At 33.9% G+C, this 22,299-nt stretch carries 11 protein-coding genes; 10 read left to right on the top strand and 1 reads right to left on the bottom strand.

Annotated elements, in window-relative coordinates:
• Positions 1–19: 19 nt before the first annotated feature.
• From ACNQF8_RS11230 to ACNQF8_RS11215, 4 genes are all read left to right on the top strand, one after another.
• Complete coding sequence (locus ACNQF8_RS11230) at positions 20–2,446, top strand: YfhO family protein (RefSeq protein ID WP_417950188.1); 2,427 nt, start codon at positions 20–22, stop codon at positions 2,444–2,446.
• 76 nt (positions 2,447–2,522) lie between these two features.
• Positions 2,523–3,806, top strand: coding sequence for a glycosyltransferase family 4 protein (locus tag ACNQF8_RS11225; protein WP_417953506.1), 1,284 nt, complete (start codon positions 2,523–2,525; stop codon positions 3,804–3,806).
• Positions 3,807–3,853: 47 nt separating this feature from the next.
• Positions 3,854–5,323, top strand: coding sequence for a lipopolysaccharide biosynthesis protein (locus tag ACNQF8_RS11220; RefSeq protein ID WP_417950185.1), 1,470 nt, complete (start codon positions 3,854–3,856; stop codon positions 5,321–5,323).
• A 378-nt stretch (positions 5,324–5,701) separates the two neighbouring features.
• The gene (locus tag ACNQF8_RS11215) at positions 5,702–6,001 is read left to right on the top strand and encodes a hypothetical protein (RefSeq protein ID WP_417953507.1); all 300 of its coding nucleotides are present in this window, start codon (positions 5,702–5,704) and stop codon (positions 5,999–6,001) included.
• A 5-nt stretch (positions 6,002–6,006) separates the two neighbouring features.
• Here ACNQF8_RS11215 and uvrA read toward each other — a convergent pair whose 3' ends face one another.
• Positions 6,007–8,805 (bottom strand): excinuclease ABC subunit UvrA, encoded by a 2,799-nt coding sequence (uvrA, locus tag ACNQF8_RS11210; RefSeq protein WP_417950181.1) that lies wholly within the window; start codon positions 8,803–8,805, stop codon positions 6,007–6,009.
• Positions 8,806–9,025: 220 nt separating this feature from the next.
• On the opposite strand from uvrA, the gene ACNQF8_RS11205 reads away from it, so the two are divergent.
• The 6 genes from ACNQF8_RS11205 (at position 9,026) to bglX (ending at position 22,296) form a co-directional block, all read left to right on the top strand.
• Positions 9,026–11,794, top strand: a complete 2,769-nt coding sequence (locus ACNQF8_RS11205; RefSeq protein ID WP_417983519.1) for a helix-turn-helix and ligand-binding sensor domain-containing protein — start codon at positions 9,026–9,028, stop codon at positions 11,792–11,794.
• A 236-nt stretch (positions 11,795–12,030) separates the two neighbouring features.
• Positions 12,031–15,090, top strand: coding sequence for a SusC/RagA family TonB-linked outer membrane protein (locus ACNQF8_RS11200; RefSeq protein ID WP_417953509.1), 3,060 nt, complete (start codon positions 12,031–12,033; stop codon positions 15,088–15,090).
• Positions 15,091–15,101: 11 nt separating this feature from the next.
• The gene (locus ACNQF8_RS11195) at positions 15,102–16,580 is read left to right on the top strand and encodes a RagB/SusD family nutrient uptake outer membrane protein (RefSeq protein WP_417950177.1); all 1,479 of its coding nucleotides are present in this window, start codon (positions 15,102–15,104) and stop codon (positions 16,578–16,580) included.
• Positions 16,581–16,599: 19 nt separating this feature from the next.
• On the top strand, positions 16,600–18,195 hold the full coding sequence (locus tag ACNQF8_RS11190; RefSeq protein ID WP_417953510.1) for a PKD domain-containing protein: 1,596 nt from the start codon (positions 16,600–16,602) through the stop codon (positions 18,193–18,195).
• 91 nt (positions 18,196–18,286) lie between these two features.
• A complete protein-coding gene (locus tag ACNQF8_RS11185) occupies positions 18,287–19,930 on the top strand; it encodes a family 16 glycosylhydrolase (protein ID WP_417953511.1) in 1,644 nt (547 codons plus the stop codon).
• Positions 19,931–19,995: 65 nt separating this feature from the next.
• A complete protein-coding gene (bglX, locus tag ACNQF8_RS11180) occupies positions 19,996–22,296 on the top strand; it encodes a beta-glucosidase BglX (protein ID WP_417953512.1) in 2,301 nt (766 codons plus the stop codon).
• Positions 22,297–22,299: the final 3 nt, after the last annotated feature.

The raw sequence follows: 22,299 nt of genomic DNA, 5'->3' as shown, positions 1-22,299 counted from the left end.
TAATCCAAACCATTTTACATTGAAAATAATAAATAAGTTCTATCCGCACGCCCTTGCCATACTTGGTTTTGTTGTGATTTCTCTCCTATATTTTTATCCTGTGTTGCAAGGAAAACAAATTTTCCAATCAGATATTGTGCAGTATACAGGAATGGCCAAAGAACAAAATGACTTTAGAGCCACGGATGATGTTGAACCGTATTGGACTAATTCTGCTTTTGGTGGAATGCCAACGTATCAGTTGGGAGCAAAATATCCACATGATTATATTGGCGCGATAGACGATGTTTTACGGTTTTTACCGCGTCCTGCGGATTATTTGTTTTTATATTTCCTTGGATTTTACGGTTTGATGCTGGTGCTAAAAGTAGATCCTTTGAAGGCCTTTTTTGGAGCTTTGGCCTTTGGTTTATCTACCTATTTGATTATTATTCTTGGAGTTGGTCATAATGCCAAAGCGCATGCTATTGCTTATATGCCACTTGTTATTGCCGGATTTATTCTGGTATTTCAAAAAAAATATATTCTGGGAGGTTTGATTACGCTTTTTGCGACAGCATTAGAAATCAATGCGAATCACTTCCAAATGACCTATTACTTATTGATTTTTCTATTGATTCTTTCTGCTTATTTTTTATATCAGCAAGTAAAAGAGAAGGAGTATAAATCGTTGTTGTATTCCTTTGGAGTATTAGCCGCAGCAGGAATCTTAGCTATTGGTGCCAATGCTACAAATCTATTAGCAACTTCTGAGTATGCTGATTTTAGTATTCGTGGTAAAAGCGAACTGACATTTAATCCAAACGGTTCAAAAAACGAGACTACTTCTTCAATGTCTAAGGACTATATCACGGAGTACAGTTATGGGGTGATGGAAAGTTTTAATCTTATTGCACCACGACTTTTTGGTGGTTCTAATAATGAGGCTGTTGGGAAAGACAGTAACATGTATGAATTCATGATAGGTCAGGGAGTTCCGGAAGATCAGGCAACTGATTTTGTTTCAGGAATGCCAACATATTGGGGAGATCAACCTATTGTTGCAGCTCCTGCATATATTGGAATTGTAGTGTTCTTTTTGGCAATTTTGGCTTTATTTATTGATAAAAGAAAGATTAAATATGTATTTCTATCGGGTTCAATAGTTGCGTTAGTTCTTTCATGGGGTAAAAACTTCCCTGTTTTAACGGACTTTTTTATTGATTATGTTCCAATGTACGATAAATTCAGAGCGGTTTCTTCTATCCAAGTTGTTTTAGAATTGTGTATTCCAGTTTTGGCTATTATGGGATTACAGTCTTTCTTCAAATTAGACAAAAATGTCCCGAAACTTCGGGAGAAAGCATTATATGAAACCACAATTTTTGGTTTAGGAATTATTTTGATTTTATTTTTAAGCAAAAGTATGTTCAGCTTTTCTGGAGGAAACGATGCTTATTTTCAAGAAAGTTACGGTCCTGAGTTTGTAAATGCGCTTAAACTGGATAGAATGAGTTTGTATAGCGCTGATTTGTTGCGCTCAGGCTTCTTTAGTATGCTAACAGCAGGAGTTTTATGGTTGTTCATTAAAGACAGATTTGCCCAAAATACAGCCATTATAATTGTAGGTTTATTGATGGTTTCCGATTTGTTTTTTGTAGATAAAAAATATGTTTCCGGGAAAGATTTTGTAAGCGGAAGTCAAGTTGAAGTACCTTTTCAAGAGTCACCTTCGGATACTGAGATTCTAAAAGACACGGCTAATTACCGCGTTTTTGAAGTAGGCGATATCATGGGGGCAAGAGCTTCTTATTTCCATAAATCTATTGGTGGTTACAGTGCCGTAAGACCTAGAAGAATGCAGCAATTAATTGATTATCAAATTTCAAAAAATAACATTGAAGTCCTTAATATGCTCAATGTCAAGTATGTTATTCAAAAAGACAAAGAAGGAAAAGAATTCCCAGTATCAAATCCTGATGTTAATGGAAATGCATGGTTTGTGAGCCAAATAAAATTGGTGAATTCAGCTGATGAAGAGATGAAAGCGTTGGATAGTTTGGATTCTAAAGAAGTTGCGGTTGTAAATAGTAAAGATTTTGATATTAAAAATACGGCTTTCGCCAAAGACAGTTCAGCAACTATAACTTTAGAAAATTACAAACCTAATTACTTGAAATATGTTTCTAATAATTCAAAAGAAGGTTTAGCTGTTTTCTCCGAAATGTATTATGGAAAAGGTTGGAATGCCTACATTGATGGAAAAAGTGCAGACCATATTAGAGTGGATTACGTTTTAAGAGCTTTGAATATTCCAGCAGGAAAACACACAATCGAATTTAAATTTGAGCCTCAAGTAATAAAAACAGGAAGCTTGATTACTTTGATAAGTTCCATAGGAATGCTTTTACTTTTAGTAGGTGGGATTTATTACGAAAGGAAGAAAGGTTTAAAGCTTAAAGTTTAAAGTTTTTTGAATTTTGAATAATTATGTTGAATTCTGAGGTTTCGTAACCTTAAACCTTAAACCTTAAACCTTAAACTTGGAACCAAAAAAAATTTTAATAATTACCTATTATTGGCCACCGGCTGGCGGACCAGGCGTTCAACGTTGGCTCAAGTTTGTTAAGTACTTGCCGGATTTTGGTATTCAGCCTATTGTTTATATTCCAGAGAATCCAACGTATCCTATTGTTGACGAGAACTTGGTTAAAGAAGTTTCAGATAAAGCGATTATTCTGAAACAGACCATTTTTGAACCGTATCAATTGGCTTCTTTTCTTTCGAAAAACAAAACTAAAAAAATCAGTTCGGGAATTATTCCAAATGAGAAAAAGCAATCTTTTTTGGATAAAACCTTTCTTTGGATTCGTGGGAATCTTTTCATTCCGGATGCACGGGTTTTTTGGGTAAAACCATCGGTTGCTTATTTGGAGAAATACATTGTTGAAAATAATATCGATACCATTATAACTTCTGGTCCGCCACACAGTCTGCATCTTATTGGATTGGAATTAAAACAAAAATTTGATTTGAAATGGTTTGCGGATTTCAGGGATCCATGGACGACTATTGGCTATCATAAATCCTTACGATTGTCCAGTTTTGCTGCCAAAAAACACAAAGTATTAGAACATAAGGTTTTAAATACAGCCGATACAATTATTGTAACTAGTAAAACCACTAAAACGGAATTTCAAGCGATTACAAATAAACCAATTGCCGTAATAACGAATGGTTATGACGCAGAAAATGTAGAAAAACAAACTTTGGATTCAAAGTTCAGCTTAGCGCATATTGGTTCCTTTCTTTCCGAGAGAAATCCCTTAATTTTATGGGAAAGTTTAGTGGAATTGATTAATGAAATTCCAGATTTCAAATCACATTTGGAAGTGAAATTGATCGGAGCAGTCAGTCAGGAAGTTTTGGAAACCATTACTCAATTTGGGCTAAATTCCTATTTGAATAATTTAGGTTATGTTTCGCATGCAGAAGCCATTGCACATCAAAGAAAATCACAGGTTTTGTTGCTCATCGAAATTGATTCCGAGGACACAAAAAGCATTATCCCAGGGAAATTATTCGAATATATGGTTTCAAACCGACCTATTATTGCGGTTGGTCCTAACGGATCTGATTTTGCCGAAATCATAACAGAAACCAACACAGGTGTATTTTTTGATTATTCAGAGAAAATGAAACTTAAAAGTGTAATTTTGGATTTTTATAATCAGTTTTTGGAGGGAAAATTACAAGCAAACGGAGTTGGATTACAAAGTTATTCCAGAAAAAATCTCACGAAAGAATTGTCACAATTAATCCAATAAAATTAGAAGTTTTACCTTCTTTTAACCTTAAATTTTAAACGCCTAAAATGGGAATAGTATTAAATCAATCTTTAAAGAATACGATAATTACCTATTTGGGTTTTGGAATTGGTGCAATTAACACACTTTATTTGTATCCATTTTTTTTAGGAACGGTATTTTATGCTTTAACAAACTATATACTTTCTTGGGCAAATATTATTATGCCGTTGTTGGCTTTTGGGATGCAAAATACTTTGGTGAAGTTTTATACTCAATATAAAACAGAAGAAGAGCGCTCTCGTTTTCTCTCGTTTACAGTACTAATCCCTTTCTTATTGTGCATTCCTTTAGTATTGATTGGATTATTCTTTTTTGAACCCATATCGTTGTACTTGAGTAAAGAAAATCCGGTGGTTAAGGATTATTTATGGCTTATTCCATTTATAGGGCTGAGTATGGCTTATTTCGAAATTTTTTATGCCTGGGCAAGAGTTCACATGCATTCAGTCTTTGGGAATTTTGTTAAAGAGGTGGGACTTAGATTATTTTCTTTGTTTGCTTTGATAGGAGTTTATTACAAATGGATTACTGTTGTAGATTTTATTTATGTTACGGCTATTATTTATTTTTTGGCTTTTATTATCACGATGTTTTATGCTTTCCGAATAAAAAAACCTGTTTTTCAGTTCTCCATTCCTCAAAATGTGAAAGATGTTTTAGTATATACTTTTTTCATTATTTTATCAGGTAGTGTTGCAGTTATGTTACTGGATATTGATAAGATTATGCTGAATCAATATATTAAAATTGAGAATATTGCCTATTATTCAGTTGCGACTTATATCGCTTCTGTTATTGCAGTTCCCAGTCGTGCGATGCATCAGATTACATATCCCATAACGGCTAAATTGATGCATGAGAATAAACATGATGAATTAAATGATTTGTACAAAAAGACTTCAATAAATCTGCAAGTTGTTGGTGGTTTTGTGATGTTGTGTATTTTTGTTAATATCAATCAATTATATGTAATGGTTCCAAAAGAATATAGTGGAGGAATTCTTGTGGTATTTTTGATTGGGATTTCTAAATATTTTGATTTGATTTTAGGAAATAATAATGCTATAATTTTCAATTCAAAATATTATCGAATGGTTTTGTTTTTAGGATTATTGCTTGTTTTTTTAACAGTAGGATTAAACATGTTTTTTATACCAAGATATGCTATAACAGGGACAGCAGTTGCAACTTTATTATCAATTACTCTATACAGTTTGGCTAAATTACTTTTTGTAGTCAAGCGTATGCATTTGTATCCATTTACAAAACAAACAGTTTATTCTCTTGTAATCACTTTTGGAATATTTTTATTATTTTATTTTTGGGAATTTCCTTTTAGTCCCATAATTAGTATTGGGTTAAAATCTATTTTGGTTACTCTTTTATACGTTTATATTAATTATAAATTTGTTATTTCTATTGAAATTAATCAAGCGTTAGATGTGGTTTTTAAAAAATTAAGAATTAAAGTATAATTTTTTTTTAGTTCAGAAATAGTACTAATTCTAATTCCTAAAATCATCTTTCAAACTAAAGTTTATCATAGACTAACGTTTTCTTGCTTGAGAAAATAGTTACAGAAGTCTTATTGTAAAGTTAATTAAAGAGTTTTGTATGTGAATATTATAACTTTATATAATTATTGTATAACTTTTAAAGTATCTAAAAAAAATATATTTGTGTAGAACTTTAATAGTAAAAATAACTAGCAGTTTAATTGTTTTGGATTGATCAAAAATCACTAAAAGTGGGTATTGTGGAAATAATAGATTACACTTATTTTTGCGGAGTGTTATTTTAACAAACTGTTTTTAGAAAATAATAAATAGCTAAAGTAATTTATACCAATAATTATGAAAAGCAATACATACATTAACGAAGAAAGTCTACAAAAATTTACTAGTACGCTAGCTAATAAAATCCACCATGGATTTACTATTATAGAGCAAAACGATAGTTTACCTTTTGCAGTTTTGTCTAAAGGCAGGAAAGAGGTAGATCATGGATTTAATTTTTTACTTTGTTGTATGACTTTAGGAGTATGGTCAGTTGGCTGGATTTATGTGACTTATGTTTCTTCCAAAGAAAAAAATATAGTGATAGCCATCGATGAAGATGGAAATACATTTGAAGAAAAATGCTATTCAGAATAGCATTTTTATAATTTTTCCTTCAGGTATTTTCCAGTAACTGAATCTTTTATTTTTACAATTTGTTCAGGAGTTCCTACGGCTAATAATTTTCCTCCATTTTCTCCGCCTTCAGGTCCTAAATCAATAATCCAATCTGCACATTTTATTAAATCAAGGTTGTGCTCAATTACTAATATAGAGTGACCTTTATCTATCAAAGCATCAAAAGAAGCCAATAATTTTTTGATATCATGAAAATGCAATCCAGTTGTGGGTTCGTCAAAAACAAATAAAGCTTTGTCCTTCGTGGCTCCTTTTACTAGGAATGAAGCGAGTTTTATACGTTGTGCTTCTCCACCGGAAAGTGTAGAAGATGATTGTCCTAATTGCACATAACCCAATCCAACATCCTGTAAAGGTTGCAATTTCTGAGTGATTTTAGCTTGTTTATTGGCGATAAAAAAAGCAATAGCATCATCTATTGTCATCGTGAGTATATCGTGAATGTTTTTGCCTTCAAAAGCCACTTCCAGAACTTCTTTCTTAAAGCGTTTCCCGTTACAGGTTTCACAAGGCAATTGTACATCGGCCATGAAAACCATTTCTACGTTTATGGAACCTTCTCCTTTACAGGTTTCACATCTTCCACCATCAACATTAAAAGAAAAATGTTTGGCTTGGTAGCCTCTTATTTTTGATAGTTTTTCCTTGGCATACAATTCTCGAATATCATCATACGCTTTGATATACGTTACAGGATTAGAACGGGAACTTCTTCCTATCGGGTTTTGATCTACGTATTCAATATGCTTGATTTGCGAAAAAGAACCGGTCATTTCAGTAAACTGTCCCGCTTTTTCACCCACATTCTCCAGCTTTTTTTGCATCGCTGGAAAAAGGATTTTCTTAACAAGCGTACTTTTTCCGCTTCCCGAAACTCCGGTGATGACCGTTAGTACATCTAGTGGAAAAGTAACATTTATATTCTGTAAATTATTTTCTCGTGCTCCTTTTATCTCAATAAAATTCTTGAAAAGCCTACGTTTTTTTGGAACCGAAATTTCTAAATCACCATTCAGATATTTTGCTGTCAGTGAAGTGGATTTTAATATTTCATCATACGTGCCTTGAGCTACCAGATTACCTCCAAAAGTACCTGCTTCCGGACCAATGTCAATAATCATATCTGCGGCTTTCATGATATCTTCATCATGTTCTACCACAATAACCGTGTTTCCTAAATCTCGTAACGATAACAGTACTTTTATCAGGCGTTCTGTATCTTTTGGGTGTAAACCAATGCTAGGTTCATCTAAAATATACATAGAACCCACTAAACTACTTCCAAGCGAAGTCGCTAAATTGATACGTTGTGATTCTCCTCCGGAAAGTGTAGCTGAATTTCTGTTTAATGTCAGATAATCTAATCCTACTTCGGTTAAAAATGACAAACGGTTGTTAATTTCCACCAATAATCGTTTGGCTATTTGTTTTTCATAAACATCTAAATCAATATTTTCGAAAAAAGTAACCAAATGTTTAATGGGTAAATCAACTAAGTCAGAAACTGTTTTTGAATTAATTTTTACATAGGAAGCTTCAATTCTCAAGCGTTTTCCTTTGCAGGAATGACATTTGGTTTTTCCTCTGTAACGAGAAAGCATCACTCTATTTTGAATTTTATAATTCTTTTCTTCCAGTTCTTTGAAGAAATCATTTAAACCTTGAAAATAGGTGTTTCCATTCCAAATCAGTTCTTTTTGATCCTCAGATAATTGGTAATATGGTTTGTGGATTGGGAAATCAAATTTGTACGCGTTATTGACTAATTCGTCTCGAAACCAACTCATGCTTTCACCTCTCCAAGGGAAAATTGCATTTTCAAAAACGGATAAAGTCGTATTTGGCACCACTAATTCGCTATCAATTCCTATAATATTGCCATATCCTTCACATACTGGACATGCTCCATACGGATTATTGAAGCTGAATAAATGTACATTTGGTTCCAAAAATGTAATCTCATCCAATTCGAAATTATTGGAATACGAATACTTTTTATCAGAGTTTAATTCTTGTAAATAGCAAATTCCTTTTCCTTCAAAAAAAGCAGTTTGAACTGCATCAGCCAATCGATTGTAGAACTCTTCTTCTCCCGAAGTGTTGGGATTAACCACAATCCTATCAATAATAAGCTTGATGTCTTTATTTTCTAAAGAATGTTGGTCTATTTCGTCCAGACGTACCATTTCATTATTGATCAAAATCCTTGCAAAACCTTGTTGTAAAAGTACTTTTAGTTTGTCTTCCAGTTTTCGTCCTTCTTCTAAATGAATAGGAGCAAGAAGCAACCATTTGCTCTCTAATTCAAAAGTTTTTACATCGGTAACCACATCAGTCACCGTATTTTTTTTGACTTCACGACCAGAAATAGGAGAATATGTTCTGCCTATTCTGGCAAAAAGCAATTTTATATAATCGTATATTTCGGTTGAAGTTCCTACTGTAGAACGTGCATTTGTTGTATTTACTTTTTGTTCGATAGCAATCGCAGGAGCAATTCCCTTGATGTATTCCACTTTTGGTTTATCCAATCGTCCAAGAAATTGTCTCGCATACGAAGATAAACTTTCTACATAACGGCGTTGCCCTTCGGCATATAAAGTATCGAAAGCCAAACTTGATTTTCCAGAACCTGAAAGTCCTGTAATAACCACTAATTTATTTCGGGGAATCGCAACATCTACATTTTTTAGGTTATGTACTTGTGCGCCTTTTATGATGATATTTTTCTTTGGATCTAATTTCGAAAGGTCAACTTGCATAAAAATGATAATTTTTACAAAAGTAATCAATTTTCAACTGACTAAAAGGATTCAACAAGTCACAAATAATGATTAAAAGTGTGGTTGATAAGTGATTTTTCTTCTTGTATAGTTTTTATGTTTTCTATCATCTAAAAAAATAGTATTTTTAAGATTATTTTTGAAAAAAATTAACTTCACCATACCATTGAAAACAAAACTATACATTTTTCTTTTTTTAATGTCCTTTTGTGCTTTTTCTCAAGAATTGCCACCAATTGTAAAATATGCCTCAACCACTTATGGTGCGGGAAACCAGAATTGGATGATTTCGCAGGATCAAAATCATTCTGTTTTCTTTGCTAATAATGAAGGATTATTGGAATTTAACGGCTCAAATTGGGAATTATATCCGTCACCAAACGAGACTATTGTTCGTTCTGTGAAAGTGATTGGAACTAAAATTTATACGGGTTGCTACATGGAGTTTGGTTTCTGGACAAGGCAGGCAAATGGAAAACTAAAATACACTTCGCTCAGTAAAACAATAAAAACTCAAATTCTTAATGACGAACAGTTTTGGAACATATTGAACTATGAACAATGGGTGATTTTTCAATCTTTGGACAGAATTTATATTTATGATACCAAAACAGGTGGTTTCAAAATCATTGCTCCCAAAAACAATATTACTAAATCGTTCCGTACAAAAAATGCAATTTATTTTCAAAGTATAAATGAAGGACTTTTTGAAATTGAAAGCGGAAAAGGGCGCTTGGTATCTAATAATCCTATTCTACAAAACAATAGGATTGTCAACGTTTTTGCTATTGATGAAGGCCTTTTAATCCAGACTCAGCTGAATGGATTTTATAAACTTACAGGAACTGTTTTGACTAAATTTACTACCGAAGTGGACTCGGAATTAGCATCCAGTAGCGTGTATAGCAGTCAATTGCTATCGGATGGAAGTTTTGCTTTGGGAACAGTCTCTAATGGGATTTTTATCTTAAACAATAACGGGAGAATTAAATATCACATCAATCAAAACAAAGGGTTGAGTAATAATACAGCGTTATCTTTATTTGAAGATGCCGACAAGAATCTTTGGGTAGGATTGGACAACGGAATCAATTGCATTAATCTGCAATCTCCCATACAAAATTTTGTTGATGACACTGGAATTTTAGGAACCGTCTATACATCAAAACTTTATAAAGGTAATTTGTATGTAGGAACCAATCAAGGTTTGTTTTATAAAAACTATCTGACTAATGATGAATTCAAATTTGTAAACGGAACTAAAGGGCAGGTTTGGTCTTTGTTTGAGTACGATGGAACGCTTTTTTGCGGTCATGATTCAGGAACATTTGTGATTGAAAACGCTGTTGCAAAAAATATATTTTCAGCATCAGGAACTTGGAAATTTGAAACAGTCCCCAATCAAAAAGGGCTTTTACTTCAAGGGAATTACTACGGAATCTCTGTTTTGGAAAAAACGAATAATCAATGGAGTTTTAGAAATAAAATTGCAGGATTTGATTATTCCTCAAAATATTTTGAAATCACTAATACTTTGAATGTATATGTAAGTCACGAATATAAAGGAGTTTACAGGCTGGAATTAGATGGGAAACTGTCAAAAACAAAACCTTTTGTGACCTATAAAACACCAGAAAAAGGTAAAAATGCCAGTCTAACTAAGTTCAACAACATAATTTACTATGCTAATAAAGAAGGTATTTTTAAATTGAATGAGAAGACAAAACAATTCAGTAAGGATAATTTATTAAGTTCTGTTTTCGAAAAAGATGAATATACTTCGGGAAAATTGATTGTGGATAATTCCAATAAAATATGGTTGTTTTCAAAGAATTACATCCATTATTTTTCATTGAGTAAACTAAGTAATCAACTGAAGCAAAATGTAATTCCTATTCCAGCTTCATTAACGAATTCGATGTTAGGCTATGAAAATATTACTCAAATTTCCAATTCTAATTATTTGATAGGAACTACTGATGGATATTATATTTTGAATCTTAATGAATTAAGTTTTAAAAATCATAACGTCTCTATTTCCGCAATTACAACAAATAAACTAAATGAAAGCTCTGAAAACCGTTCCATTCAGGAAGAAGGCAGTTTTAAATATGATGAAAATAATATAACCATTAATTATACGGTTCCTGAATTTAATAAATACATCAATGCTGAATTTCAATATTTATTAGAAGGATTTCAAGAGGAGTGGAGCGAATGGAGCGCAAAACCAACAGTGAATTTTAAAAATTTGCCTCCTGGGGAATATACTTTTAAGGTGAGAGCTAAATTTGTAAATTCAACTTTAGAATATACAGCTATATATACTTTTACTGTTGAAAAACCTTGGTATTTAACTAATGTTGCTCTTTTTTTCTATTTTGTTTTTGTGATTGTGATGGCTCGATTTATTCATAAGACCTATAAAAATTACTATCAAAAACAAAAAGAGAAATTGATAGAAGAGAATAATTTGTTATTAGAGATTAAAGAACTTGAAAACGAGCAGGAATTAATGCGCATTAGAAACGAACAGCTTTCTCAAGATGTAGATACTAAAAATAGAGAGTTGGCTGTTTCTACGATGAGTTTGAACAGTAAAAATGAGTTGTTGGCTTTTATCAAAGATGATTTAAAGAAAACACCAGATGATGGCAACAGAAGTATAAAATCAGTCATCTCTACAATAAATAAGAACATAACTGAAGGGGATAGCTGGAGTGTATTCAAAGAAGCTTTTGATAATGCCGATAAAGACTTTTTGAAAAAGATGAAATTGGCGCATCCATCCTTAACTCCAAACGATTTGCGATTATGTGCCTACTTGAGATTAAATCTTTCCTCAAAAGAAGTGGCACCTTTGTTAAATATTTCTGTACGAAGCGTTGAGATAAAAAGATATCGTTTGCGTAAGAAAATGGAATTGTCGCACGAACAAGGACTTGTAGAGTACATTTTAGCTGTATAGTTCCTTCTATATTTTACAGATAAAACTATACATTACCACAACAATAGCGTTATTGTTGTGGTTTTTTTGTTTTAGAGAAAATCTGAATTTCTTAATTTCTTCTTAATTCTCAGCCCTTTTTTAAATATTATGAATTAAACAAGTGATTTTTTGCATTGTATGTTTTTTGTAGAGGTTCTTTTTAATTTATTATTAGTTCATCCGATTAATTTTATAATTCACAAAAAATATAAATTATGAAGTCAAACTATCTACTAATCCTTTTTCTACTTCTATCCTCTTTTGGTTTTGCCCAAGGATATGATGTAGGAGGAGTTGTTAAAGAAACCGGTTCTGGTTTACCTATACCAGGAGTAAATGTTCAAGTTAAAAATTCAACTATTGGGACGGCGACAGATATGGATGGTCGTTTTTCTCTAAAAGGAGTTTCCTCTGGAGCAACTTTAATATTTTCATATTTAGGATATAAAAATTTAGAATATAAAGTAGTATCTAATAATAGTGCTCTTTCTATTTCGTTACAAGAGGATTCTAAAGTATTGGATGAAGTTGTAGTAATTGGATATGGAAGTCAAAAAAAGCGAGAAGTAACAGGAGCAGTTTCTGTGGTAGACAGTAAAACGTTGGAAGCTTTAAAACCGGTTAAAATTGAGCAAGCTTTACAAGGAACTGTTTCAGGAGTAAATGTTACAACTACTTCGGGTGCTCCAGGTGCAGCTTTGGATATTCGCATCAGAGGTATTGCAACTAATGGTGAAAATAGACCTACAACTATCATCGATGGATATGTTGGAGAACTTGGATTGTTAAATCCAAATGATGTCGAGTCTATCACCGTTTTAAAAGATGCTCAAGCAGCTATTTATGGTACTATTGGTGCAAATGGGGTTATTCTTATCACGACAAAATCCGGGAAAAAGAATTCGAAATCAAAAATTAGTTACAACACTTATACAGGTTTTCAGGAAACGTCAAGAACATTACCTATGTTGAATGCTACTGAATACGCCTTATTATTGAATGAAAGTTATGCTAATGGTGGAAACTCAATTCCTTTTCCTAATGTTTCTGGTTTAGGTAAAGGAACAAATTGGCAAAATGAAGTTTTCAGTACCAGTGTTCCTATTATCAATCATGACATCTCATTTTCTGGTGGATCTGATAAAATTACCTATGCGGTAAGTGGTTCTCATTTAGATCAGGAAGGAATTATTGGCGAAAGTAAATCTGGTTTTTTAAGAAATACGGCAAGAGTTTCTGTAGGTGCTGATGTTACCGATAAATTGAAACTGAAAACAAACGTAATCTACACTTATTTTAATAGAAAATCATTAAACGAAGGTGGTTTAGGTTCTATTTTGTTCAATGCTTTGAATACTCCATCAACATTAACTCCTTATGATGCGAATGGTGATTTTACTAAAGTGCCTACAAATACTGGGTTAGGAATTGAAATTATAAATCCATTGGCTCAAATTGCCAATACTTATAATGACTACAACTTCAAGAAAGTCAATGGTAATTTTGGATTGGATTACAAGGTTTTCAAAGATTTTACGATTTCAAGTTCTATTGGTTTTAATACTTCAAACAGTGAGTCTAAATCGTTTGCCAAGCAAATTTTATATTGGATAAATCCTTCGGATAAAGTATTTGATGTTTTGAGAAGTTCGGTTTCCCAAAGCGCTATTAATGATAATGATTATTCATTTGATTTATTTGGAACTTACACTAAGAAAATTGGAGAAAACCATAATGTAGTGGCGACAGTGGGAAATACTATTTTCAAACAATATGGAAACGGATTATTTGCTACTGGATTTGATGTTCCTTACAATTCATGGGAATTTGCAGATATAGCATTGACCAAAGGAATTTCTGAAACCGTACCAAACGGTTCGTATAATTATGACGAACGAAGACTTTCTTATTTTGCAAGAGCACAATATGATTACAAAGGGAAATACCTTTTTTCTGCGATGATACGACGTGATGCTTCTACAAAATTTGGACCTGGAAATAAAGTGGGTTATTTTCCATCATTTACTGCGGGTTGGGTAATTTCTGATGAAGGCTTTTTTGGAGAAGACAAACTAATAAACTTCATGAAATTGAGAGGGAGTTACGGTACTTTAGGAAATGACCAAATTCCTAACAATGGTTATGTTTCACAACTAAGCGGAGAAGCGACGTACGTTTTTGATGATGTTTTAGTGAATGGTTTAGCTACAGGACAAATTCCAAATCCAAATTTGAAATGGGAAGAAGCAAGAAAATTTGACGTTGGTTTAGATCTTAAATTGATACAAAATAAAGTTTCTATTGTTGCGGATTATTTTATTGATACAAGAGCCGATTTATTAATCCCATTTATACCTGTTTCAGGAATCAACGGAACAGCAGCTCCTGGTGCAGGTTCACCAACAATCAATGCAGGAACGGTAAGAAACTCAGGATTAGAGTTTGCAATAGATTACAAGAACAAATTCTCGGAGAATTTTTCGATGAGTGTTGGGTACAATGTTACGTTCCTTAAAAACGAAGTATTAGCCGTAAACAACGGAATAGGATATATAGAAGGAGGTTCATTTGGCGTAGGCCAACAAGCACCTTCAAGAATGGAAGTAGGTCAGCCAATAGGTTATTTTTATGGCTATAAAACAGACGGAATTTTTCAAAACCAGTCAGAAGTTGATGCACACCCGTCTCAATTATCTTTGGGTGCTGACGCCAGTCCTGGAGACCTTCGATTTGTAGATGTGAATGGAGATGGAATTCTTAACTCTAATGACAGAATGAATATTGGAAATCCAATTCCTGATGCTACAATGGGTTTCAATTTACAAATGAATTACAAAAATTTTGATTTTGCAGTCTATACTTTTGCTTCAGTAGGGAATGATATGGTAAGAAATTACGAAAGAAATCTTACCGATGTCAATCGACTTAATTATGTTTTAGACCGTTGGACCGGCGAAGGAAGTACTAATACTACTCCAAGAGTGACTACAAGTGCTACAGGAAATTCTACTTTCTCCAGTTATTTTGTTGAAGATGCTTCTTATTTAAGAATCCAAAACATGCAATTGGGATATTCAATAAATTCTAACTTTTCTGAAAAAGCAGGAATCACAAAACTACGTTTGTATGCAGGTGTAAATAATTTATACACATTTACAAAGTACAAAGGTTTTGATCCGGGTGCTTCTAATGGAGCTCCAATTGGCGGAGGAATTGACTATGGTTTTTATCCAATCCCAAGAACCTATTTATTAGGTTTAAACATTAATTTTTAATTCGTATTAAAATGAAAAAGCACCTATTTATTACCCTTATATCGATAACAATCTTCTCAACAGTAACCATTTCCTGTAGTGATGATTTTGTAGATCGACCTATCGAATATTCGATTGATTCTGAGAATTATTTTAATTCAAAATCAGATTATGACAACGCTTTAATTGCAGCGTATGATTTGTTGCAAACTACATATCTGAATGCATTGTTAGGCGAAATAGCTTCAGATAATACTTTGGCCGGAGGCGAAAGTCAATCAGATACTCCTGGTTTTCAGCAAATTGACGATATGATTCACACACCAGTGAACAGTAATCTAAAAAATTTATGGGACTGGATGTTTGCAGGAGTTCAAAGAGCTAATTACATTTTGGAATTCAAAGACAAAACTGATTTTGAAGGGAAAAATCAAGTGATTGGTGAAGCCCGTTTTCTTAGAGCCTATTATCATTTTGAATTAGTAAAATGGTTTGGTGGAATCCCATTGAAAGGGGATGCAAGATTCAGTTCTGGTGATGAGAAAATAATTCCGCGTTCATCCGTTTCAGAAGTATATGCCTCCATTGAAGCTGATTTAATCTTTGCTTCTCAAAACTTATCTGCAACAGCATCCCAAAAAGGAAGAGCAACGAAAGGCGCAGCATTAGCATTATTAGGAAAGGCTTATTTGTACCAGAATAAATACCCACAAGCGGCGTCAACCTTCGAAAGTTTAATTGGAACATCTGCCTATTCAATGGTTTCAGACTACAATACTATTTTTGAAAATGCTGGAGAAAATGGATTAGAATCAGTTTTTGAAGTACAATATACAGATGTGGAAGGTGCAGGTTTTGGATGTCTCCAATGTAGTGAAGGAAATGTAGCGGTTGGTTTCAGTGGACCAAGAAATTATTCAGGCGATTTATTTACGTCAGGTTTCAGTTTTAATGTGCCAACTCAGAAAGTCGTAAATGCATTTGAAGCCGGAGACAGAAGAAAAGCGGTAGCAATATTAGACATCGAAGCTTGGGCAGCTTCAACAGGTGCAACTTTCGGAAAAGGATATGAACACACCGGTTTTTTTAATAGAAAATACATTCCAAGAAAAAGAAGTGCCAATGCGCAAGGAGATTTAAATCTTACAAATCCTAATAATTACAGAGCCATTCGCTATGCAGATGTTCTTTTGATGGCGGCCGAAGCTTACAATCGCGGTGGAATCGATGATACTAAAGCAAGAGGTTATTTGAACCAAGTTAGAAGACGTGCTTTTGGTGATTTGAATCATGATATTTCGTCTTCTGGAGCAGCTTTGACTGACTTTATTTTAGCAGAAAGAAGAGTGGAATTAGTTGGTGAAGGACACCGTTTCTTCGATTTAGTACGTACTGGTAAAGCAGCTCAGGAAATTACTGGATTTAAAGCCAACAAAAATGAATTGTTTCCTATTCCTATTGAGGAAATTCAATTTGCTAATGGAAATTGGACACAAAATCCTGGATACTAAAAACTAATATTATTTAAATATGAAAAACTTAAAATTAATACTAAGTATTTTTGTGCTAACTATCCTTTTGGGATGTTCAGATGAAAATAATGACGTAGATCTAGACGGCGTTAATGCACCTTCAAATATATCTGCCTTGACAACCATTACACAAGATAACTCAGGAAATGTTACTTTTTTACCAAAAGGAGAAGGTGTAACTCAATTCGAAATTTATTTTGGAGATGCAACGACAGTTCCTGTTTATGTAAATCCTGGAGCTACTATTACTCACAAATATAAAGAAGGTAAATTTCAGGCAAAAATAGTAGGTGTAACTATTAACGGTAAAAAAACCGAAACTATTCAAGAGGTAACAGTCTCTTTTTTGGCACCGACAAATTTTGAACCGACCATAACTATTGGAAGTAATCTTTCGATTAGCGTAACCGCTAATGCGGAGTTAGAGACATTCTTTCAAGTTTATTTTGGAGATGTAGCGAATGAAGTTCCGGTAGATTTCATGCAAGATGAAGTGATTACACATACGTATTTAAATCCGGGAACCTATCAAGTAAAAGTGGTAGCATTAAGCGGAGGGGTTGCTACGACACAAAAAATACAAAGTGTAACAGTAACTAATTTATTTGCTGCTCCTGTGCCTACTATTCCTGAAGCAAATGTTATTTCTATGTTTAGCGATAGTTATACAAATGTTGCGGTTGACACTTGGAGGACTTCATGGTCACAGGCAAATTTAGAAGATATTGATATTAGTGGTAACAAAACCAAAAAGTACAGTTCATTAGGTTTTGTGGGTATTGAAGCGACTACATCTCCTATAAATGCTTCGGCAATGACTTTCTTCCATACCGATATTTGGTCATCTGATTTTACAGAGTTTAAAGTTAAATTAGTTGATTTTGGAGCTAATGGTGTTTTTGGTGGAGGGGATGATAAAGAACATGAAATTACAATCGCTAATCCCGCTAAGGAAAAATGGGTGAGCTTAGATATTCCATTAAGTGATTTCACTGGATTGACGACACGCAGTCATATAGCACAGTTAATTTTTGTAGGTGCACCATTTGGAAGTACAACTGTCTATGTAGATAATGTTTTCTTTTACAATAAAGCCGGTTCTATTACGGCAGCGCCAACTCCAACTCTAGCAGCATCTAAAGTAATTTCTATGTTCAGCGATGCTTATACAAATGTTCCTGTTAACACTTGGAGAACTTCTTGGTCAAGTGCTACCTTGACGGATTTAAGCATTAATGGAAATGCGACGAAAAAATATAGTGCATTGGATTTTGTTGGTATAGAAGCAACTACAACTCCTATAAATGCTACTGCGATGACCCATTTTCATACTGATGTTTGGTCCTCAGATTTTACACAATTCAAAATAAAATTAGTCGATTTTGGAGCTAATGGAGCTTTTGGAGGTGGAGATGATGTAGAACATGAAATCACAATTCCTTCACCAGCAAAAGGATCTTGGGTAAGTTTAGATATTCCGTTGAGCTCTTTTACAGGATTAACCACGCGAGCACACATTGCGCAGTTAATTTATGTAGGCGCGCCTTCTGGAAATAATACCGTTTATATTGATAATGTTTATTTTCATAATTAATTAAAATATAGATATTAGTAACTAATTATGAATTTAGAATGAGTTGGTATACATGGAGTATCACAATTATATTTTTTAAAAAATAGTAAAAATGAAAAAAATAATAATAAACATAGTATCCGTTTTTGTCCTTCTTTTGATGGTCAATTGTCAGGAAGATAATTTGGGTTTTGGAGCGTTAGACACGCCAACCAACCTAAAGGTTACGGCAGAAATAATAGGTAAAACAGCAGCTTTACCAAACGGAGATGGTTCCGGAAAAGTAAAATTTACCAGTACTGCAGAAAATGCAATTTCGTATAAGTACATTTTTAGTGATGGAACTTCTAAGAATTCGCCAAGTGGGATTCTTGAAAACACCTTTGCTACACCAGGTACAAATACGTACACGGTGACTGTAATTGCATCTGGAGCTGGAGGAGTTGCTACCAATATGACTTTGGAAGTAACCGTTTTCAGTGATTTTAAAGATGAACAAGCGGTACAATTCTTAACAGGTGGTGCGTCTAGAAAATGGTATTGGGCACAAAGTGAGGAAGGTCACCTGGGAGTTGGTCCAAACGTAGCATGGTCTGATCCTACTTTTGGAAAACAAAATTATTATCCTTCATTTTATAGTGCTAAAGCAAATGAAAAATCAGCTACATGTTTATATAATAGCGTAATGACTTTTTCTTTAGTAGGAGCTCAAATGAAATTTGAATTGGATAACAAAGGTCAAACGTATTATAATGGTGCTTTTAAAGGCGGTGGCGATGATGCTTGTTATGATTTAAATACCAGTGGTACAAAAACAGTAACTTTGAGTAAATCAGATTCATTTGTGTCAAAAAATCCAGATAGTGCAACTCAAACTAGAGGTACGGTTTTAAATATAGCTGATGCAGGTTTTATGGGTTATTTTGTTGGAACCAGTTCTTACGAAATTCTATCAATTACAGATAATCGTATGGTTGTGCGAGTGATTCAGTCAGGAAACCCATTTTTAGCATGGTATCATATTTTTACAACAACTGCCCCTGGTGCAGTTGTAACTCCGACCCCGATTGCAAATTATACTGTTTTGAAATTCTCTGACGAATTTAATGTTGACGGTGCACCGGATCCTACAAAATGGGGATATGACCTTGGTGCTGGCGGTTGGGGTAATGGTGAAGCCCAGACGTATACAAGTGCAGCTGATAATGTTATTGTACAAGGAGGAAATCTAAAAATTACGGCTAAGAAATCAGGGTCAGGATACACTTCCGCAAGACTAAAATCAGAAAATAAATTTGAATTTACTTATGGGAAAATTGAAGTAAAAGCCAAACTTACTACTGGTGCAGGAACATGGCCTGCAATATGGATGTTAGGACAGGATTATGCAACAAATACATGGCCGGGTTGCGGTGAAATAGATATAATGGAATTTAAAGGTAGTGAACCTACTAAAATACACGGAACACTCCATTATCCTGCAGTTTCTCCAGGAGCGGGTAATACTAATTCAACAACTATTGCAAATGCTTCTTCTGAGTTTCATATTTACAAAGCCATTTGGAGTCCTACTTCAGTTCAGATCTTTGTGGATGACAAATTATATCATACAGTAGCAAATAATAATTCTTTACCATTTAATAAAGATTTCTTTTTAATTTTGAATGTGGCAATGGGAGGAAGTTTTGGAGGTGCGATTGATCCTGCTTTTTCACAATCTTCGATGGAGATTGATTATGTTAGGGTTTATCAATAGAACACGTAATGAATTTATAAAGGTCGGTTTTGTACCGGCCTTTTAATTATATAAAAAGTTTAGAGATGAGAAATAAATCCCTAGTAGCATCATTTGCTATAGCAGCTCTAATAGTTGCAGGTTGCAGTAATAAAATCTTGAAATCTCCTGTTTCTTATTCCAAAGGAAATATTTTAAATACTAAAGTAGATTCAGTTCTCCTATTGATGACTTTGGAAGAAAAAATAGGGCAACTCAATCAGTATAATGGTTTTTGGGATATTACAGGTCCAACACCGAAAGAAGGTCAGGCAGCAAAAAAATACGAAGACTTGAAAAAAGGTTTAGTAGGATCGATGCTGAATGTAAAAGGGGTGAAAGATGTAAAAGCGTTGCAAAAATTAGCGGTGGAACAAACGCGATTGGGAATTCCGTTACTTTTTGGATTTGATGTTATTCATGGTTATAAAACGATTAGTCCTATTCCGCTCGCTGAAGCAGCAAGTTGGGATTTAGATGCAATAAAAAAGTCAGCAGCAATAGCCGCAGAAGAAGCCGCTTCGGTAGGATTGAACTGGACTTTTGCACCGATGGTTGATATTTCCAGAGATGCTCGTTGGGGACGTGTTATGGAAGGTGCTGGTGAGGACACTTTTTTAGGAAGTAAAATTGCCGTAGCACGTGTACAAGGTTTTCAAGGCGATGATTTATCCGCTACAAATACTATTTTGGCTTGCGCCAAACATTTTGCAGGATATGCTTTTGCAGAATCCGGAAGAGATTATAATACGGTTGATATAAGTGAAACCGTGTTGCAGAATACAATTTTCCCACCTTTTAAAGCGGCTGTTGATGCAGGTGTACGAACGTTTATGAATTCTTTCAATGAACTGAATGGAATTCCCGCAACAGGAAATGGGTATTTGCAAAGAGAAGTTTTAAAAAGAGATTGGAAATTTGATGGTTTTGTAGTTTCGGATTGGGGTTCTATCAATGAAATGATTTCACATGGATATGCTAAGGATAGTAAGCATGCCGCTGAAATAGCGATTAATGCCGGTTCAGATATGGATATGGAATCTAGTGCGTATGTGGAACATTTGGAGGCATTAGTTAAAGAAGGTAAAGTCAAAGAAAGTGATATTGATGATTCAGCTAGACGAATTTTGAAAGTAAAATTCGAATTGGGTTTGTTCGACGATCCATATAAATATTGTGATGAAAATCGAGAATTGACAACCGTTGGGAAACAAGAATTTCAAGAAGGAGTTTTAGATGTAGCCAAAAAATCGATTGTACTTTTGAAAAATGAAAAGGAATTATTGCCTTTAAAAAAATCAGGTCAAAAAATTGCATTAATCGGTGCTTTGGCCAATGATAAAACGAGTCCTTTGGGAAGTTGGAGAATCGCAGCTGACGATAATTCGGCAGTTTCAGTTCTGGAAGGATTACAAAAGTATACCGGAAATACGCTAATGTATGCTAAAGGAGCTGATGTAACTGAGGGAAGAACACAATTCATTTGGGAAACTAAAATCAATAGTACTGATAAAAGTGGATTTGCAGAAGCCATTGCGGCTGCAAAACAAGCTGACGTAGTAATTATGGTTTTGGGAGAACACGGTTTGCAATCAGGTGAGGGAAGAAGCAGAACCGATTTAGGTTTGCCGGGTGTTCAGCAAGAATTGTTGGAAGCAATTTATAAGGTCAATCCTAATGTGGTTTTGGTTTTGAATAACGGTCGTCCATTAGCTATCCCTTGGGCAGATGAAAATATTCCTGCAATTGTTGAAGGATGGCACTTGGGAACGCAAAGTGGTAACGCAATAGCGCAAGTTTTATATGGCGATTACAACCCAAGCGGAAAATTACCAATGACTTTTCCTAGAAATGTAGGTCAGGTTCCTATTTATTACAATTATAAAAATACGGGAAGACCGGTGATGAATGAGCCCGAAAGTGTATTTTGGTCGCATTATATTGATGAAAAGAACACGCCTTTGTACCCTTTTGGTCATGGACTTAGTTATTCTAGATTTGAATACTCTAATTTGCAATTATCATCTAATGCATTTGCTAAAAATGGTAAAATTGAAGTCTCTGTAACTATAAAAAATACTGGAAAAGTTATCGGAAAAGAGGTCGTTCAATTGTATATTAGAGATTTGATAGGAAGTATTACTCGTCCGGTAAAAGAGTTGAAAGGATTTGAAATGATCGAATTGCAACCCAACGAAACCAAAAAAGTAGTATTTTCAATCGATGAAAAAACAATTGAGTATTTTACAGCCAACAAAAAATGGGAAGCAGAAGCTGGAGATTTTAAAGTATTCATTGGAGGAAGTTCAGTAACAAAATTGGAAAGTGATTTTCAATATTCTAATTAAAAT

Origin of the sequence: Flavobacterium labens (genome assembly GCF_048286755.1) — a bacterium.
Lineage (GTDB): Bacteria > Bacteroidota > Bacteroidia > Flavobacteriales > Flavobacteriaceae > Flavobacterium.
The sequence above is the reverse complement of the archived record's forward strand: the minus strand, read 5'-3'. Positions and strand labels throughout refer to the sequence as shown.

Coding starts and splice junctions, on each gene's coding strand:
- uvrA (WP_417950181.1), bottom strand. CDS start 8,805: ATGCAAGTTGACCTTTCGAAATTAGATCCAAAGAAAAATATCATCATA.
- ACNQF8_RS11185 (WP_417953511.1), top strand. CDS start 18,287: ATGAAAAAAATAATAATAAACATAGTATCCGTTTTTGTCCTTCTTTTG.
- ACNQF8_RS11205 (WP_417983519.1), top strand. CDS start 9,026: ATGTCCTTTTGTGCTTTTTCTCAAGAATTGCCACCAATTGTAAAATAT.
- bglX (WP_417953512.1), top strand. CDS start 19,996: ATGAGAAATAAATCCCTAGTAGCATCATTTGCTATAGCAGCTCTAATA.
- ACNQF8_RS11190 (WP_417953510.1), top strand. CDS start 16,600: ATGAAAAACTTAAAATTAATACTAAGTATTTTTGTGCTAACTATCCTT.
- ACNQF8_RS11195 (WP_417950177.1), top strand. CDS start 15,102: ATGAAAAAGCACCTATTTATTACCCTTATATCGATAACAATCTTCTCA.
- ACNQF8_RS11200 (WP_417953509.1), top strand. CDS start 12,031: ATGAAGTCAAACTATCTACTAATCCTTTTTCTACTTCTATCCTCTTTT.
- ACNQF8_RS11220 (WP_417950185.1), top strand. CDS start 3,854: ATGGGAATAGTATTAAATCAATCTTTAAAGAATACGATAATTACCTAT.
- ACNQF8_RS11215 (WP_417953507.1), top strand. CDS start 5,702: ATGAAAAGCAATACATACATTAACGAAGAAAGTCTACAAAAATTTACT.